This window comes from Fructilactobacillus sp. X2R1C1 (assembly GCF_059901435.1).
Genome location: NZ_JBWXUV010000002.1, coordinates 271,915 through 289,381, shown reverse-complemented (window position 1 = coordinate 289,381; position 17,467 = coordinate 271,915). Strand labels below are relative to the sequence as shown.

Here is a 17,467-nt window from a genome sequence, read left to right as displayed (position 1 = left end):
GGAGGAAATAAATTTGCTGATATCTTATGAATGGTTGAAAGACTACGTTCAAATTAAGCTTTCTCCAAAAGAACTAGCTAATAAAATTGAAAAAACGTCAGTTGAAGTTGACTCCGTTTTTAAGCGGAGTGATGGATTAAAGAAAATCGTGGTTGGAAAAATCTTGTCCATTAAGGATCACCCCGATGCAGATCACCTTCACATTACGCAGGTCGATGTCGGCGAACAGGAACCGATTCAGATTGTTTGTGGTGCGCCAAACGTTCAGGTAGGTAAAAAAGTCATTGTTGCCTTATCTGGCGCTCGAATTGCCGATAACGTTAAAATTAAAAAGTCCAAGATGCGTGGGGTTGAATCAAATGGTATGCTCTGTGCCTTAGATGAGATCGGGTTTGATAAGTCATTGGTTCCTGATGAATGGAAAGACGGAATCTATTTCTTACCAGAGAATGCCCGAATTGGTGACGAGGTTTATAACTATTTGGGAATGAATGAATCGTTAATTGATTTGGACGTCACTCCTAATCGTGGAGACATGTTAAGTGTTCGTGGAACTGCTTATGATTTGGGGGCGGTATTTAATGAGTCGGTTGACTTCATCGAACATGCTAGCGCTCCAACTGGAACGCACGACAGCAAGGAATTTGTTTCAGCAAAGGCTGATACTAATTTAGCGCCAATTTATAAGCTTAAAGTTGTTAAGGGCGTAAACGTGAAGCCTAGTCCACTTTGGCTTCAAATTAAATTATGGAATTCGGGCATTAAACCAATCAATAATGTCGTTGATATTACTAATTTTGTTATGACTAAGGTTGGACAGCCAATGCATGCCTATGATCTTGACAAACTAAAAACTAATAAGGTTGAGGTTAGAAATGCCAAAGATGGTGAGTCAATTACGACTCTAGATGGCAATGACCGTAAATTAACCGACACGGATGTTGTTGTTGCGGCTGACCAGCCAATTGCTTTAGCAGGACTAATGGGTGGAAAAAATTCGGAAGTTACTTCTGACACTAAGAATATTTTATTAGAGGCAGGAGTTTTTGATCCAGTTAAAACCAGGAAGATGGCACAAAAACAGCTCTTACACACGGATGCCTCACAACGCTTTGAACGGGGAATTGACCATGGAAACGTTGAACAAGCACTTGAGTATGCTTCGGGAATGACCCAAGATTTAGCTCTTGGTCAATCTCAACAAGGGGTTGTTAGTGGGAGTGATGTTGAGGTTAAGCCACGAGTGATTTCAATTTCAACTTCTCACATTAATCACGTTCTTGGGACTAATCTTAGTGACGAGGAAATCATTTCAATCTTTAAACGTCTAGGTTTCTCAGTTGAGGCATCTGGAGACGATCTGACGGTCACGGTTCCTACTAGATGCTGGGACATTCAAATTGATGCTGACTTAATTGAAGAGGTTGCCAGAATCTATGGATATGACAATATTCCGTCAACATTACCAATCACTCAAACGACTGAAGGTGGACTAACACCAAAGCAATTAATGATTCGAAAATCTAGAGAAACACTTGAGGGGCTTGGATTAACGCATGCTATGTCATACTCGTTAACTACAAAAGCCAAGGCAAAGATGTTTATGATAAATGGTAGTCATGAGACTAATTTGCAGTGGCCAATGACAGAAGATCATGCCGTTTTACGTATGAATTTAATTTCAGGATTATTGGATGATGTGGCATATAACCAGGCTCGAAACGTGCTTAATGTGCCACTTTATGAGCAAGGTCGTGTTTTTTATAAGCAAACTCCTGATCAGATAAGACCAGACGAAGTGGAACATATTGCTGGTGCCATTTCTGGATCGTTAGTTGCTCCAAGCTGGGACCAGAAAGCTAAGTCAGTTGATTTTTATCAAATTAAGGGAATTCTTGAAAAATACTTAGAAAGTCTTTCCTTAAAGGGTGACGTTACTTATGTTGCGACTGATAAAATTCTCGAAATGCATCCAGGTAGAACAGCGCTTGTTAAACTAGATGATCACATCATCGGTTTTGTGGGAGAAGTTCATCCAGAAGTCGCTAAACAATTTAAGATTAAAGAAACCTATGTTTTTGAACTTGACCTTGATTATTTAAATGTGGCTCCTAAGTCTGGACAACAATACCAAAAGGTTGGTCAGTACCCTGCTATTCATCGTGATATTGCTATGTTAGTGGATCGTACCATTACTAATGAGGACATATATAATGTAATTATTAGGAGAGGTGGCGCCTACTTACAGAATGCTGCCGTATTTGACGTATATCAGGGGCAAAATGTGCCTGAAGGCAAAAAATCAATTGCCTATTCATTGATTTTTGAAGATCCTAACGCCACTTTGAAAGACGAGACTGTTGATAAAGCGGTCGATAAAATTCAAAAACGTTTGACCACTGAATTAAGCGCTGAGATTAGATAAGGGTGGATTCATAATGAGTGAGAGAAAAAGGCATTTGGGTGGTTTTATTTCCAAAATTAAAACTAGTTCATTTGGGAAGAAAATTATTTATTCCGTGATTGCAATTATTGTAATTTTAGTAATTGCAATTGCGTTATTTGGACATCACTATTTTAAAACTTCACTTCAACCACTGGATCCTCATGATAATGAAGTGACTCAAGTTGACATTCCAAGAGGTGCTTCCACCAAAAAAATTGGGGCAATCTTACAGAAGTCAGAGGTAGTTAAAAGTGGGATGGTATTTAATTACTATGTAAAATCACACAACATTACTAATTTTAAGTCAGGATATTATCAATTAAGGCCGTCGATGTCCCTAGATACAATTGCTAGGAGTTTACAAAAGGGAGGAAGTTTTGAACCCATTCAAAGTAATGATAGTAAAGTTACCGTTCCAGAAGGAGCTAACATCGACCAAATTGCGGATATTGTGGCTAAAAATACCGATTTTTCTAGGGCAGAATTTATTTCCCTGATGAAGAATCGTAATTTCTTTGATGAAATGACCAAGGATTATCCAGAATTACTGGGGTCCGCTAAAGATGCCAAGGGGACCCGCTATCTTTTTGAAGGATACCTTTATCCAGCGACATATCCCGTCCCTAAACATTCGTCGTTGAAGATGATGGTCAGTTTAATGCTCGCTAAAAGCAATCAAATGTATGGTCCATATTATCAAAGAATGAAAGAGCAAAAGCTGACGGTTCAGCAAACTTTAACGTTAGCATCTTTGATTGAACGTGAAGGTGTAGGTCAAAATGATCGTAATAAGATGGCTGGTGTGTTAAGAAATCGCATTGATAAAAAGATGCCACTTCAATCGGATGTGGCCGTTTTGTATGCACTTCATAAAAACTCAAAGACACTTTCAAAACGTGATTTAATGGTTAATTCCAAATATAATCTTTATGTTAATAAAGGGTTTGGTCCTGGACCATTTGATAACCCTTCGGTAAGCTCAGTCCAAGCTGTGCTATATCCAACTGATATGTCTAAAGGATATTTATATTTCTTGGCCGATCCGAAAACTAAAAAGATTTATTACGCTAAAACCTTAAAAGAACAGCAAAATAACATTAAAACTCATATGGATCGATAGTGGAGGATTAAAATAGTGAAAAGCAAAAAAAGACCCGTAATTATTGGAGTTACCGGAGGCTCTAGTAGTGGTAAAACAACGGTAAGTAGGTCAATCTTGAATCGTTTGCTGGGACATTCAATTGCAATCTTGCAGCAAGATTCTTACTATAAGGATCAATCCAATATGACGATGGACGAAAGAAGACAGGTTAACTACGATCATCCGCTTGCTTTTGACACTGATTTAATGGTTAAGCAATTGAAGCAGCTGTTAAACTATGAATCAATTGAGAAACCGGTTTATGATTATTCCAAATTCACCCGTAGTGGTGAAACTGTCACTCAAGAACCACGTGATGTAATTATTGTTGAGGGGATTCTAATCCTTGATGATAAAAGGCTCCGGGACCTAATGGATATTAAAGTTTATGTAGATACTGATGCTGATATTCGCGTCATTAGGCGGATTGAGCGGGATACCAAAGAACGTGGTCGAACGCTTGATTCGGTAATTCAACAATATTTAGCAACCGTTCGCCCCATGCATCTCCAATTTGTTGAACCCACGAAACGATATGCTGATATAATTATTCCTGAGGGTGGCAAAAATCAAGTAGCAATTGACTTACTAGTTACTAAAATTCAGTCAATTTTAAATGACGTTGGTGACGATCCGATTAGTAATGCAATTGATACGACAATATAATTAAGTTGCCAAACTTTAATTTAAATGGTATTTTAATTTTGAATAAAATAGTGAGGTGTAAGAATGGCTGAAGATGAAATGTACCCGATGACTGAAGAGGGGAAAGAAAAGCTCGAAACTGAATTAAAAGATTTAAAGGTCAATCAAAGACCAAAGATTGTTGATCGAATCAAAGTCGCTAGAAGTTACGGCGATTTATCTGAAAACTCTGAATACGAATCTGCCAAAAACGAACAAAGTATGTTAGAGAGCAGAATTGCTACGGTAGAGCACATGCTACAATATGCTCAAGTGGTTGATAAGGAAGAGACCGACGAAGATGAAGTGACCGTTGGAAAAGAAATTCAGTTTAAGGAACTACCTGATGAAGAGCCAGAGACATTTACAATTGTCGGAGCTGCTGAAGCTGACCCGATGAGTGGAAAAATCTCGAATGATTCTCCAATTGCACAGGCTTTGCTTGGCCATAAAGTAGGGGAAAACGTTGATATTGATATTCCTGCTGGCGTAATGCATGTCAAGATATTATCAGTTAAATAATAATTTTAATTTAAAATAGGGCAATCGTCTCAAGTGACGATTGCCCTATTTATTATATCTTTTTTTAAACCAACTTCTTAAAATTAAGGTGAGAAGTGTCAAAGCACTAATGATTATTCCTATATTTAAGAATGGTGGCCAATATGAAAGCTGAATGTGCTTCATTCCCTTTCCAGTTTTAAGTGCAATGAAGTAATGATCCCATTTCGTGATTGAATGTTTCTTTCCGTTTATTTGGGCACTCCAGCCCTTCGAATACGGAATACTTGAAGCAATTACTGAATTAGAACCGTTTGTCTTTATATCAGCCTTTACCGTTCGTGCGTTTGGGCTGGATATTTTTTTGGTTCCCGATCGAAGTTTTCGATCGGTTTGCTTAAATAAAGAATTATTTAGCTGGTATAAAGTAAAGTTTTCTAACCAAAGTGATGACTTTTTCAAGCTGATTTTTACTTTAATCTTTTTGTTTTTTGCATTATTGGCAATGTTAATGATCTTAGTCGAATTAGATTCAGGACTAAGTGATAGTTGGTTACCATCAACTGATAAATCACAGTTACCGTTATTTAACGCTGTTCCCATCGTTAAGTAGTAAGAGTCATTAGTTTTTGGCTTAAACGTGAGATCAAGCGAGGCCGGCTGTAAGACGTTGACTTTGTTGAAGATGGTGCCAGTAAGTTGATTGTGTTTGGTTACGTTGTTATATCTGACGTGATTGAAGTTACTGCTCGAAAAGAGGTGACTTTGGACTTGGTTGTCCCCCGTTAGATTTGACCATAATTGTGCTTGGTATTGAATGGGATCTGGACTGGCAGCATTTTTGTGGATTGATTGGTTACTGGCTCTAAACATCATTGGTAACGCATACGGGTCTTCGTATATTGAGAATCCCTCAGATGATCCCATGTTTTTGTATGAGTTTTGGTCATATCGTTCTGGGAATTCTCTAATACCTGGAACGTCAACTGAAGCTGTGTAGGGACGAGCCAGATGGTATTTCATTGAGAGCAGTGCATCTGAAACCATAGTCCCACTGGAATATTCGATTACGCCATCGCCATTTGGCTGACCAATTTTTCCAACTAGATTAGACATTTTAGGATTCATGACGGATGAAAATAATGAAGCACCATAAAAATTAAAGTTAAAGGGGTCGTTTTTAGTTCGGGAAAAGTCTTTGCTGATTCGATATGGGCCATCTAAAGAATGATGTTTCAGGTAAGTTGTGACATGATCTAATTTATTTACGTAACCACGGTATTCTGAGTTACTTAAGTATGAGATGTTATTTAAAGAGAGAATAAGATTAATGGTAATCCCAAAGACAATTAGTGAAAAAACACCCAAATTAAACCATTTTTCATTCCGGAAGTGGGTTAATAAAACGATGATGGCGGCTAAAATCATAAGTCCCTCAATCACAATTGTGAACCATTTAAGGTAGTTATATTGAGGCATTCTAATGGTGGTATAAGCGACCATTAGTGCAAGCAATAAAATTATGAGCCACGTTCCAATTTGCTTAAAACTAATTGCCTGAATGTGAGATAAGCTAACTAGCGCGACCATGATGAACCAGAAACATATTACAAACGAAAAACGGTAGGGGTACCAGATTGGGAACTGAAATGCGTGCCAAAATAAGTCGAGCGTCTGAAAACACGTTGAAAACAGTAAAAAGATGGTCATTACCAAAGTTAAAACTCGAGTTCTTTTGGAAAAGGTTTTATTAACAAAAAAGAACAAAAATAGTACCAAAATCGTTTCTGAAATAAAAAGGTTTGGTAAGCCCTTGGGCATTTGGTCAAAATTAAAAGCACCAGGAGCAAATTTAGTTACTAAGTCAAGCATTGGATATTCAAATTTAAAGTTCAATTTATCAGAAAATCCCTGGCCCTTGGAGTTAATCAGTGAATAAATGGTGGGCAGAAGAATGAAAGCAGCTAACCCCACCGAAATTAATCCATTTGCGACTAGTCGCAAAAATCCAACAAACATATCTTTGATATTTGAAACATGGATGGCTAAATAGTAGATAGTTAGTGATACGATAAAAATCGTAATCATGTATGCCATATAATAGTTGATGATCAACATAGCGGTATATGATGTAATGAAAAGTAGTTTTTGGTTGTTTTTTAAGAGTTTAACTAAACCAAGCACAATTAAAGGAAGTAAAATCATGGCATCAAGCCAAATGATATTTAGGTTATTTGCAATCATCCAACCATTTAATGCATATGCAGTTGCAAATGATGACAGTATGAGTGAAGAATTAGTAAGATGAAGTTTGCGAACTAGAATGGTAAAGGTCAAACCAGATAAGCCAATCTTTAAAAGTAATAGGATGAGAATCCCTGATGGGAGGGATGCGTTATTAAAAAAGAGTAAGATAAGGTTTAATGGACTCATTAGATAGTAAGCCCAAGTCCCGATCATTTCATTCCCTAGTCCGTTAGAAAACGAATAAAGAATTGATGAAGGATGGTGCAAGAGGGCTCTTCTAAAATATGCAAAAAAATCAACGTACTGTTGTCCTAAATCAACCGTTAAAATCGTATTATTTCCGAAGGGTGCCATATTGCGATATGCTGCGTATAATGCCATAATAACTAGTGGTATTAAAAAGCTTAGGATTAATGCGAAGTTTTTAGATAGGCTCTTTTTTATTTTTTGGTTAAGCATTTAATTACCTCATTAATTTATAAAGCAATGAATTATAATAAGATTAGATTTGTCGTTTTTCTAATAAATAGAGTATCATATATAAATTAAGAAAAGCGCCATAAGTGATGAATTCGAGTTATTGATTAGTTAAGGAGCGTTAGCATCGTGAGAAACTTTTTTGATCGGTTATTTAGAAGAAGGAGTCGGGATTCAAGCCGGCGAAACGGTAATTCCAAAATTCCATTTCGACTGAATTTTATCTTCGCAATTGTTGGAATATTGTTTGCAGTTTTAGTATTTCGACTAGCATACATGCAGATTTTTCAAGGATCAGTTTATAAATCTGATGTTAATCAGAGCGATAATTCAGTTAAGTATGGTAATGTTCCGCGTGGGATGATCTATGACTCAACCGGGAAAGTTTTAGTTGGTAACAAAACTCATCGGGCCATCACCTATACTAAAGGATTAAGCGTAATGCCCCAGGAGATTTATAATGATGCCAATAAACTTGGGAGTTACATCACCCTCCCAACTAAAGGGCTTACTAAAAAGCAGATTGGTGAATACTACTTGGCCGATAAGACTAACCTTACAAACGCTACTAAGGAAGTTCCTAATGGAACAAAGTTAGCGCCACAAGCAGCTTACAATAAAGCTTTAGATATGATCCAAAATGGGAAAATTGTAAAGGTTACTCCTCAAATGAAGAACGCAGCTGCTATTTTTACGGAAATGAGTGGGGCTTATCAATTATCAACTACCAACATTAAAACTGATGGTGTAAGTAACAAAGAAATTGCTGAAGTTGGTGAACATGCTTCTGAAATGCCTGGAGTTCAGGTTGGAACAAGTTGGTCTCGTGATTATCCATCTGGAAACGAGATTCAAAGTATTGTTGGAAATGTTTCATCTAGTAAAACTGGGTTACCTTCTGATCGGGTTAATGAACTTTTAGCTGAAGGGTATTCAAGAAATGATTCAGTTGGACAAAGTAATTTGGAACAACAATATGAACCAATTTTACGTGGCTCTAAGTCCCAGACCGAGGTTAAAGTTGGAGGGGATAACAAGATTGTTAAAGAAGTTAAGAAGTATCCAGGCCAACGGGGCCAGAATCTTCAGTTGTCCATTAACTCTAAGTTTCAAAATAAACTCCAAGATTTAGTTAAAGGTGCAGAGTCTGGGGGCGTTGGTGATTCAACGGGGGCTTATGCCGTTGTTATGAACCCAAAGACCGGTGCGGTAATTGGAATGGCTGGTGTTAACCGTGATCCTAAGACTGGTAAAGTGACACCAAACGAATTAGGAACCATCAACAGTGCCATTGTAATGGGATCGGTTGTTAAGGGTGCAATGGTTTCAGGGGCCCTAATGGATAAGGTTATTACACCGAATAACAGTACAATGGAAGATATGCCAATTGATATTGGTGGAGCTAAAAAGAGTTCTTGGTTTAACAAAAATGGTGAGGCCAACATGCCGGTTAACGCCCAGGGTGCTCTAGAGGTTTCCTCTAACTCTTACATGATGCAACTTGCTATGAAAGAAGGGGGCTTCAGGTATAAAGCAGGAGGATCACTTAACATGAGTCCCAACATTTTTAACATCGAACGAAACTACTTCAATCAATTTGGTTTAGGTGTTAAGACTGGGATTGATCTACCGGGTGAAACTGCCGGCATTCAAGGACCATCAACGTTTGCTAATATTGGGAAGTCTTTGGATGAATCATTTGGTAACTATGATTCGTACACTACGATTCAATTAGCCCAATACATGTCCACCATTGCTAATGGCGGATATCGTTTGAAGCCACATGTGGTTCAAAATGTAAGATCAACCAATACCAAGAACGGACAACTTGGAGCTGTTCAAAATACGACGATGCCAACGGTGTTAAATGAAATTCCAATGACACAACAAGAACGAAACGTTGTTACACAGGGATTGTATCAAGTAGTTCATGGTACCAATAAATATAAAACCGGTGGAGATTTGTCAAGTCTATCTCCCGAAGTATCTGCTAAGACGGGTACTGCCCAAACATTTTACAATGGTAAACCAACTGTTACTCTGAGTTTGGCCTCCTATGCACCATCAAAGGATCCACAGGTAGTGGTCGCATTAGCCATTCCTAATCTTCCGGTTGACGCTGAAAGTAATAACTTGAATCTTGCTAAACAAATTTATCAAGCATACTGGGATGATGTTCAGAATAAGCCATAAAATACTGTTAAGTAAAATTACTTAACGTTCTTTAAATGAGACTGGATATATAGTGCTAAAGATGTTAATATTATGATTGTTGAATTAGTTATAAAAAACGAATATGTTTGGAGGTATTTGACATGCGTGTTCATATCACTTTGGAATGTACTGAATGCCACGAACGCAATTACTTATCAACTAAGAGTCGTAGAAATAATCCCGATCGCTTAGAATTAGAAAAGTATTGCCCACGTGATAGAAAAGTTACTTTACATCGCGAAACAAAATAAGATTTTGGGTTTTTACCCAAAATCTTTTTTATTATAAAATTAATGGGTGATGTAAATGAATAAAAATAAAGTTAGAGAATTGGTTTTAAAAAGAATGAAAAATGCTAAGCCATCGGATCAATTCTTTTATGGGTTGTATGAAGCGCTCTTTGACCTTCAAGAATGGCAGAACGCCAAGGTGGTTGCCACAACCATGAATACCTCCATTGAGATTCCCACAGCTCCCATCATTTTTGCGGCTTTAAATGATGGGAAAAAGGTGGTGGTTCCTCATACACTTCCTAAGCATCAGATGGAGTTTGTTGAGCTTAGCCACACTTTAAAGTTTCAAAAGACTAAGTTTGGGATCTGGGAGCCCGTTAATGGAAAGACGATCATCAGTAATTTGATTGATTTGATGGTGGTTCCAGGAGTTGCTTTTAATCCTGATAGTAATCAGAGAATTGGTTATGGTGCGGGATTTTATGATCGTTATTTATCTCGATTTGACGGCTATAAGGTTTCACTGGCCCAAAAAGCACAAATCGTTTCTGAGCTAAATTGGAAGCCAGATCCATTTGACGTTAGATTGGATCGGATTATTTTTTAGAGGATTTAAGATGATCAAACAAAAACTTAAAAGAGTCAATAATTATCCCTGGGTAACGTACTTATTACTGTTCATCATGGTAGTTGTATATTTAATGATGACTTTAAGTGGTGGCTCAGAGAACACCGTTAATCTACTAAAGTTTGGTGCACAATATAACCCCTTAGTAAAAGATGGTCAGTGGTGGCGTCTAATTACTCCCATTTTTGTTCATATTGGTTTTCAACATATTTTAATTAATGGAATCACCTTATATTATTTGGGAAAATTAATTGAACCAATCGTTGGTCATTTAAGATATTTTGTCATTTTTATGGTTGCAGGATTTTATGGAAATTTAATGAGCTTCGCGTTTGGAAGTGGAATTTCAGCAGGATCCAGTACCGCTATTTTTGGATTATTCGGTGCCTTTTTGATGATTGCTTTTCAGTATCGTGGTGATTCATTTGTCAGAAGTACTGCAAAAACGTTTATTCTTTTTGTGGTAATTAACCTTGTATTTGATATCTTTACGCCTGGTATTGATATTTTTGGTCATATTGGCGGATTCATTGGTGGTTACCTGATTAGTTTTGTTGTAGGATTAAAGCACAATATCAATTTAAATAAAATTATGAGATTATTTTATGCAACCGCTTTAATTATTGGTATAATAATAATGTACTATTTAGGTTCTGTTCGTTGACACGTTGTACATAGTTAATTTAGGATGATGATTAAAATGACAACTCTATATGATGTTCAACAACTGTTAAAAAAATTTGGAATATATGTATATGTCGGTAAACGACTTTGGGATATTGAAGTAATGGCCTTAGAACTCGACCATCTTCATGATGCTCATGTAGTTAGTGATCGAGAGTTTACATCCGCAAAACTAGTATTAACACGTGAACACAGGATTGAAGAAAAAAACTTAAAATCTAAAAATGAGACGGGAGGTCTATAGAATGGCAAAGAATTTGATTGGAATTGACTTAGGTGGTACCACTACTAAAATGGCTTTTTTGGACGAAAATGGTGAGGTTCTTGATAAATGGAGAGTACTCACTGATACTAGTGATAAGGGCGCTCACATCGTTGAGAATATTGTTAAGTCAATCAACAAACATATCGAGGATTCTGACAAAACCATTAATGATTTTGTTGGAATTGGAATGGGAACACCAGGAACTGTAAACCGTGAAAAGGGGACAGTTTCCGAAGCTTTTAACCTTAACTGGAAAGATGAACAACCAGTTCGAGAATTGATTCAGAATGGGGTTGGATTACCATTTCAATTAGACAATGATGCCAATGTGGCTTCCTTAGGTGAATACTGGAAGGGTGCAGGCAGTACTGAAGACGACGTAGTCTTTGTTACGTTAGGAACTGGAGTTGGTGGTGGAGTCATTGCTAACGGTAAACTCCTTCATGGCGTTAATGGTGGAGCAGGTGAAGTTGGACACATTGCTGTTCAACCAAATGGTTATCTTTGTACCTGTGGCAAAAGGGGTTGCTTAGAACAGTACGCTTCAGCAACTGGAATTGTTCACGTAGCTAAGGATATGTCTAAAGATTTTAAGGGACATTCACGGTTAAAGGATCTCGAAAATACTGATGAAAAAATCACTTCAAAAATGGTTTTTTACCTAGCAGATAATGGCGACATTTTTGCTAATCAGGTTGTGGATAAGATTTGTTTTTACCTTGGACTAGCCTTATCTGATATTGGAAATACTTTGAACCCAGCAAGTATCATTATTGGTGGTGGAGTTTCGAATGCTGGAAACACTTTGCTTCAACCAACTACTAGATATTTCCAGGAAAATGCCTTTCCATCAATTAGAGATTCAACTAAAGTTAAATTAGCTCAGTTGGGTAATGATGCTGGGGTAATTGGTGCAGCTTCGTTAGCATTACAATTTAGATAAAAGTATTGGAGAGATTTTAATTGAGTAGTGTGATAGTTTCAGTTCTTTATTTCCTGATCACTCTAGGAGTGGTTCTGTTAATTTGGTGGTTATACCATGAATTTACTATTTTAATGGCCAAACGCTATTGTAAGTTTTTAAATGAAGATGAATTTCAAAGTGGGATTCGCAAATCGCAAGTTATTGACTTACGTGAAAGTAAAGCTTTTAATGATGGTCATATTCTTGGTTCAAGAAACATGCCATATTCAACTTTTCGAAGTTTTTATCAAGAACTGAGACCAGATCTACCAGTTTATTTGTACGATCAGAATAAGACTTTGAGTATGAAAGCTGCCAAATTCCTTCACAAAAAGGGTTTTAAAAATATTTCAATTCTTAACGAGGGTTACCAGCGATGGGATGGCAAAATTAAAAAGGGTTAACTAAAAAGAGAACTCGATCGAGTTCTCTTTTTATTATTAATAATTAACTTAAATGAGCTGAATGACTTTTTCTGTTTGCTCTTTTACGGTTTTCATTAATTTTGGACTCTTGTTCCTCCATTGGTTGAACCACCGTTTTCTTGAATGAAAGCCAAACCCCTGCAGCGATTCCAATACATGCTGCAACTCCCGTAGTAAATCCTTGTGTAAATTTACTCATAGTCATTGCCTCCTTTTTTATTATCTACTTGTCCATTATGCGTTATTTGCGCTAATATATCCAGTATAGAACATCATTAATTAGGTGAATTTATGAACAAATTATTAGCAATTGTTGGTCCAACGGCTGTTGGAAAAACGGACTTATCAATTAAAATTGCAAAACAGTTTAATGGAGAAATTATTTCTGGCGACTCAATGCAGGTTTACCGTCATCTAGATATTGGTACTGCCAAGATTTCTCGAACGGAGCAACAGGGAATTCCTCATTATTTAATAAACATCATTGATGTTGACGAACAATATTCGGTGGTTGATTTTGTTGAAGCTGCTGAAAAATTAATTAAGGAAATTACGAATCGAGGGCATCTTCCAATTATTGTTGGTGGCACTGGATTTTATCTTAATTCACTCTTAAGGGGATTAAATTTAGGAAGTAAGAATGATCCTGAGATTAGAGCAACATTGATTAATGAACTTAACGAATTTGGTCCAATGAAAATGTGGGATAAATTAAATCAGGTTGATCCTGTAACGGCATCAAAGACACCTATGCAAAACACACGACGCATTTTACGGGCTCTCGAAGTATACCTTGTTAGTGGAAAGCCAATTTCCAAGCAGAATAATCAAGGACAGCAGTATGATGAATTGATTGTGGGACTTAATACGCGTCGTGATGTCCTATACCAGCGGATTAATCAACGAGTAGACCAGATGATGGAAAACGGGTTAATTAAAGAAAATAAATGGCTTTTTGAAAATGGGGGGAGTAAAATTCCTGCTAGTAAGGGAATTGGGTATCGCGAATTCATCCCATATTTCAAGGGTAACGAAAGTTTGGATCAAGTAGTAGAAGATGTTAAGCAAGACTCAAGGCACTACGCTAAGAGACAACTAACGTGGTTTAGAAACAAGATGGACGTTACTTGGTATGATTTAGTTCAACATCCCGAAGAAATTACACAAATTGAACAGCAAATTAAGGAGTGGCAAAATAATGATGGATATTAACAAAATGGTTTCTAATACAGTCAACTTATATCGGCAGTTAGATGCTAAAAATCAAACAATCTGGAAACCCGGAACTCATGTTTCAAGTTCTTACGTTTCGTTAGACATTCACTTTTCTGAATTGGCTAAAAATTCTGGGATGCTTAAAACAGACATCACTAGTTCCGAGAACAATCGTGACAACCAGCTCGAAAGTTACATTAGGACTCTCAGGGACTTTTTGCTAATTGCTAACCTACAAAGTTGGGTGGATGTGATTACTGTGGATGACGAAATGTTAAATAAGTTATTAGGAATGAAAAAGACTGATGACATTAATTCTTTATATTTATCAATGCTGAATATGTTACTAAAAAGTTATTATGAGAAAAGCAAGATCGGATATAAGCACGCTTGGACTTTATTCTTAAAGTTCGGCCTTGTTGATTTAGGCTTTAGTCCAGATACAATCACCGATAGATTTAACAGTCTACTGCAAGATGATTTAAAGCTGGTTTTAAATGATCATTAAATCAAGCAATGTACTAAAAACCATTGACTTATAGTTTGATATTCAATATAATTATTCTTGTTGTTTGAGTTTATGTCGCAGTAGCTCAGCTGGATAGAGCAACGGTCTTCTAAACCGTAGGTCGAGCGTTCGAATCGCTCCTGCGACATCTCGAAAAAGGCACACGCTTAATATCTGGCGTGTCCTTTTTTTATTTGACTTATAACATTAATTTTTATATACTTATGATGTTGTAATTGTGGACTTCCACAGCTACAACCGCTCAGTTTGAGTTTTAAAGCCCAGTGGGTACTTAATACTGGCGAGTCTAAGCAAATTATAAGGAGGTGCACTACATGTACGCAATTATTGAAACAGGTGGCAAGCAATACAAGGTTTCTGAAGGTGAAGCCATCTTTGTTGAAAAACTTGATGCTAACGAAGGTGACAAGGTTACTTTTGATGATGTTGTCTTTGTTAGTGGCAAGACCCCTAAGGTTGGTTCACCATTAGTTGATGGTGCTTCAGTCGAAGGAAAAGTTGATAAGCAAGGTAAGGGTAAGAAGATCCGTATCTTTAGATACAAACCTAAAAAGGGTGCTCAATCAAAGAAGGGTCATAGACAACCTTATACTAAGGTTACTATCAACAAGATTAACGCTTAAGTCGTATGATTAAAGCTACATTTGATTTAAATCATAATTTAATAACCGGATTTAAAGTAACTGGCCACGCTGATTCTGGTGAGTACGGGCATGATATCGTCTGTGCAGCAGTATCAGCGTTAGCAATTTCTTCTGTGAACGGGTTAATTACCGTTTGTGACATTGATCCATATGTAGAACAGAATGAAAAAAATGGAGGATATCTCCAAGTTAAGATTCCGGTTGAACATTTGAATGATGTTAAGGTCCAAACGTTACTTAAAAGCTTTATGAATGGACTTATGGATATTTCAAAACAGTATTCGAATTACGTTGAAGTAAAATAACACTTTTAATTTGGAGGTGTAAACGCATGTTAAAAATGAATCTACAATTTTTCTCTCACCATAAAACCGGTGGTTCATCATCTAACGGTCGTGACTCAGCTGGACGTCGTTTAGGGACTAAAGCTGCTGATGGCTCATCAGTAACAACTGGTACAATTTTATACCGTCAACGTGGAACTCATATCTATCCAGGTAAGAACGTTAAACGTGGTGGAGATGACACATTATTTGCTTTAGTTGATGGGATTGTTCGTTTCGAACGTTTAGGTCGTGACAAACGTCAAGTTTCTGTTTACCCTGAAGCAGAAGTAGCAACTAAGTAAATCCAAAGAGGCCTAGCGTTAACGCAGGGGTCTCTTTTTTTATCAATATCGTAACTTGCTTTTACGTGATCAATATTGATATGATAGGAACATAAATATGTGGGAGGCATGAAAATGTCAATTTCAATTGTAAAAGTAAAAAATGGTATGACCATTCAAGCTGACAATAACATCTGGAAGATTGTTAGTTTTCAACACGTAAAGCCCGGTAAGGGTGGAGCATTTGTTCGTACTAAGTTAAAGAATTTAAGGACGGGAGCCGTTCAGGAAAAAACTTTTCGGGCTAGTGCTAAAGTTGAAAAAGCTAACATTGAAACCAAAAAGATGCAATACCTCTATGATGATGGTAGTGGACTTGTCTTCATGGACATGGATAATTATGAACAACTAACGATTCCAAGAGAGCAAGTTAAAGAAGAAATGAACTACTTACAAGAAAATATGGAAGTTCAAGTTATTCAGTACGGCGGTGAAACTTTGGGAGTTGAAGTGCCTAAGACGGTCACACTTGAAGTAGCGGATACTGAACCTGGGATTAAAGGTGATACTGCTTCCGGTGGTTCTAAACCCGCTACTATGACCACTGGTTTAACGCTTCAAGTTCCATTCTTTGTAAATAAGGGTGATAAGTTAGTGATCAATACTGATGACGGTACTTACATTTCTCGGGCATAATGGTCAGAATGATCTGATTGTTTAGCCAATTGGGGGTTATATTATGGCAGCAGACGAAAGTTTCATTACACTCGACAATAAGAAATCAGACCTAGGGTCGATTAAAATTGCACCTCGTGTGATTGAGGTCATTGCTGGAATTGCGGCCGTGCAAGTTGAAGGAGTTAACCGGATGCGTGGTAGTTTTTCTTCCAGTGTTAACGAATTATTTGGAAGAAAAGAGCGTGGTAAGGGCATCAGATTAGCAATTGAGAATGGCAAATTGAATGTTGATATTTTTGTATACCTAAATTACGGGGTTTCGGTTCCTAAGGTTGCTTTAGAGATTCAAAACCAAGTAAAACAACAGTTGTTGTTTATGACTGACCTTCGTATCGGTTCCGTAAATGTTCACGTTGAGGGAATGATTCCTCCAAAGAGTACTGGTAAAGTTGATACTGATAAATTATTCGATAATGAGGATAAAAAGTGAAAATAAGTCGACATCAAATTAGAGAGTTAGCTTTTCAAACCTTATTTGCGATGGAAAGTAATGATGCTGTTGAACCAAGTGAATTTTTTGATTATCTTACAAATGAAGATGTAAGGGCACCAGAATATTACTTGGAAATCGTTAATGGGGTAAGAGAGCATAAGAGTGAACTTGATAAGATCATTACGGATCACTTAGCGAATAAATGGTCGATTGATCGAATTAGTAAAGCTGACCTAATTATCTTAAGAATTGCGCTGTATGAAATTAAGTATGAAGAAGCAACGCCAAATAAAGTTGCCATTAATGAAGCTTTAGAATTAGCTAAAAAGTTTTGTGATGATAAGTCACGAAACTTTATTAATGGCGTTTTAGATAGTGCGATTGAAAAATAG

At 37.0% G+C, this 17,467-nt stretch carries 21 protein-coding genes, 1 tRNA gene and 1 other annotated feature; of the genes, 20 read left to right on the top strand and 2 right to left on the bottom strand.

What is annotated here, in order from left to right; genetic code table 11:
• The first annotated feature begins 13 nt into the window (after positions 1-13).
• From pheT to greA, 4 genes are all read left to right on the top strand, one after another.
• Positions 14-2,425, top strand: a complete 2,412-nt coding sequence (pheT, locus tag AC6UDG_RS04400; protein WP_500706578.1) for a phenylalanine--tRNA ligase subunit beta — start codon at positions 14-16, stop codon at positions 2,423-2,425.
• A 13-nt stretch (positions 2,426-2,438) separates the two neighbouring features.
• Positions 2,439-3,566, top strand: a complete 1,128-nt coding sequence (mltG, locus tag AC6UDG_RS04395; protein ID WP_500706576.1) for an endolytic transglycosylase MltG — start codon at positions 2,439-2,441, stop codon at positions 3,564-3,566.
• 12 nt (positions 3,567-3,578) lie between these two features.
• Positions 3,579-4,253: a uridine kinase gene (udk, locus tag AC6UDG_RS04390; protein ID WP_500693960.1), complete on the top strand. Its 675-nt coding sequence runs from the start codon at positions 3,579-3,581 to the stop codon at positions 4,251-4,253.
• 63 nt (positions 4,254-4,316) lie between these two features.
• Positions 4,317-4,793 (top strand): transcription elongation factor GreA, encoded by a 477-nt coding sequence (greA, locus tag AC6UDG_RS04385; protein WP_500693680.1) that lies wholly within the window; start codon positions 4,317-4,319, stop codon positions 4,791-4,793.
• 45 nt (positions 4,794-4,838) lie between these two features.
• Here the strand turns inward: greA and AC6UDG_RS04380 are convergent, their stop codons facing one another.
• The gene (locus AC6UDG_RS04380) at positions 4,839-7,478 is read right to left on the bottom strand and encodes a YfhO family protein (protein WP_500706574.1); all 2,640 of its coding nucleotides are present in this window, start codon (positions 7,476-7,478) and stop codon (positions 4,839-4,841) included.
• Between the two features lie 147 nt (positions 7,479-7,625).
• Between AC6UDG_RS04380 and AC6UDG_RS04375 the strand changes: the two genes are divergently transcribed.
• The 7 genes from AC6UDG_RS04375 (at position 7,626) to AC6UDG_RS04345 (ending at position 12,888) form a co-directional block, all read left to right on the top strand.
• A complete protein-coding gene (locus AC6UDG_RS04375) occupies positions 7,626-9,689 on the top strand; it encodes a peptidoglycan D,D-transpeptidase FtsI family protein (protein ID WP_500696738.1) in 2,064 nt (687 codons plus the stop codon).
• A gap of 122 nt (positions 9,690-9,811) precedes the next feature.
• Positions 9,812-9,961 (top strand): 50S ribosomal protein L33, encoded by a 150-nt coding sequence (rpmG, locus tag AC6UDG_RS04370; protein WP_500693683.1) that lies wholly within the window; start codon positions 9,812-9,814, stop codon positions 9,959-9,961.
• Between the two features lie 55 nt (positions 9,962-10,016).
• Entirely contained in the window at positions 10,017-10,550 is a 534-nt protein-coding gene (locus tag AC6UDG_RS04365; protein WP_500706572.1) for a 5-formyltetrahydrofolate cyclo-ligase, read from the top strand.
• Between the two features lie 10 nt (positions 10,551-10,560).
• Positions 10,561-11,235, top strand: a complete 675-nt coding sequence (locus AC6UDG_RS04360) for a rhomboid family intramembrane serine protease (RefSeq protein WP_500706570.1) — start codon at positions 10,561-10,563, stop codon at positions 11,233-11,235.
• Positions 11,236-11,271: 36 nt separating this feature from the next.
• A complete protein-coding gene (locus tag AC6UDG_RS04355; RefSeq protein WP_010021549.1) occupies positions 11,272-11,499 on the top strand; it encodes a YqgQ family protein in 228 nt (75 codons plus the stop codon).
• Position 11,500: 1 nt separating this feature from the next.
• Positions 11,501-12,463 carry an ROK family glucokinase gene (locus tag AC6UDG_RS04350; protein ID WP_500693686.1) on the top strand — a complete coding sequence of 321 codons (963 nt, stop codon included), beginning with the start codon at positions 11,501-11,503 and terminating at the stop codon, positions 12,461-12,463.
• A 20-nt stretch (positions 12,464-12,483) separates the two neighbouring features.
• Positions 12,484-12,888, top strand: a complete 405-nt coding sequence (locus AC6UDG_RS04345; protein ID WP_500696736.1) for a rhodanese-like domain-containing protein — start codon at positions 12,484-12,486, stop codon at positions 12,886-12,888.
• 43 nt (positions 12,889-12,931) lie between these two features.
• On the opposite strand, the gene AC6UDG_RS04340 is transcribed toward AC6UDG_RS04345, so the two are convergent.
• A complete protein-coding gene (locus tag AC6UDG_RS04340) occupies positions 12,932-13,108 on the bottom strand; it encodes a DUF3042 family protein (RefSeq protein WP_500693688.1) in 177 nt (58 codons plus the stop codon).
• 92 nt (positions 13,109-13,200) lie between these two features.
• On the opposite strand from AC6UDG_RS04340, the gene miaA reads away from it, so the two are divergent.
• The 9 genes from miaA to nusB all read left to right on the top strand — a co-directional run bounded on the left by miaA (position 13,201) and on the right by nusB (position 17,467).
• Positions 13,201-14,121 (top strand): tRNA (adenosine(37)-N6)-dimethylallyltransferase MiaA, encoded by a 921-nt coding sequence (miaA, locus tag AC6UDG_RS04335; RefSeq protein ID WP_500706567.1) that lies wholly within the window; start codon positions 13,201-13,203, stop codon positions 14,119-14,121.
• On the top strand, positions 14,108-14,632 hold the full coding sequence (locus AC6UDG_RS04330) for a hypothetical protein (protein WP_500706565.1): 525 nt from the start codon (positions 14,108-14,110) through the stop codon (positions 14,630-14,632). The genes miaA and AC6UDG_RS04330 overlap by 14 nt, the downstream gene beginning before the upstream one ends.
• A gap of 74 nt (positions 14,633-14,706) precedes the next feature.
• Positions 14,707-14,780 (top strand) — tRNA-Arg (locus AC6UDG_RS04325).
• Between the two features lie 98 nt (positions 14,781-14,878).
• Positions 14,879-14,951: a sequence feature (ribosomal protein L21 leader region), on the top strand.
• Positions 14,952-14,967: 16 nt separating this feature from the next.
• Positions 14,968-15,276 (top strand): 50S ribosomal protein L21, encoded by a 309-nt coding sequence (gene rplU / locus AC6UDG_RS04320; RefSeq protein WP_500693691.1) that lies wholly within the window; start codon positions 14,968-14,970, stop codon positions 15,274-15,276.
• Positions 15,277-15,281: 5 nt separating this feature from the next.
• Entirely contained in the window at positions 15,282-15,602 is a 321-nt protein-coding gene (locus AC6UDG_RS04315) for a ribosomal-processing cysteine protease Prp (protein WP_500701043.1), read from the top strand.
• 26 nt (positions 15,603-15,628) lie between these two features.
• Entirely contained in the window at positions 15,629-15,925 is a 297-nt protein-coding gene (rpmA, locus tag AC6UDG_RS04310) for a 50S ribosomal protein L27 (RefSeq protein ID WP_010021538.1), read from the top strand.
• 114 nt (positions 15,926-16,039) lie between these two features.
• A complete protein-coding gene (efp, locus tag AC6UDG_RS04305; protein ID WP_039143941.1) occupies positions 16,040-16,600 on the top strand; it encodes an elongation factor P in 561 nt (186 codons plus the stop codon).
• Between the two features lie 43 nt (positions 16,601-16,643).
• Positions 16,644-17,072 (top strand): Asp23/Gls24 family envelope stress response protein, encoded by a 429-nt coding sequence (locus tag AC6UDG_RS04300; protein ID WP_500693693.1) that lies wholly within the window; start codon positions 16,644-16,646, stop codon positions 17,070-17,072.
• Positions 17,069-17,467 carry a transcription antitermination factor NusB gene (nusB, locus tag AC6UDG_RS04295; protein WP_500693694.1) on the top strand — a complete coding sequence of 133 codons (399 nt, stop codon included), beginning with the start codon at positions 17,069-17,071 and terminating at the stop codon, positions 17,465-17,467. Before AC6UDG_RS04300 ends, nusB begins: the two co-directional genes overlap by 4 nt.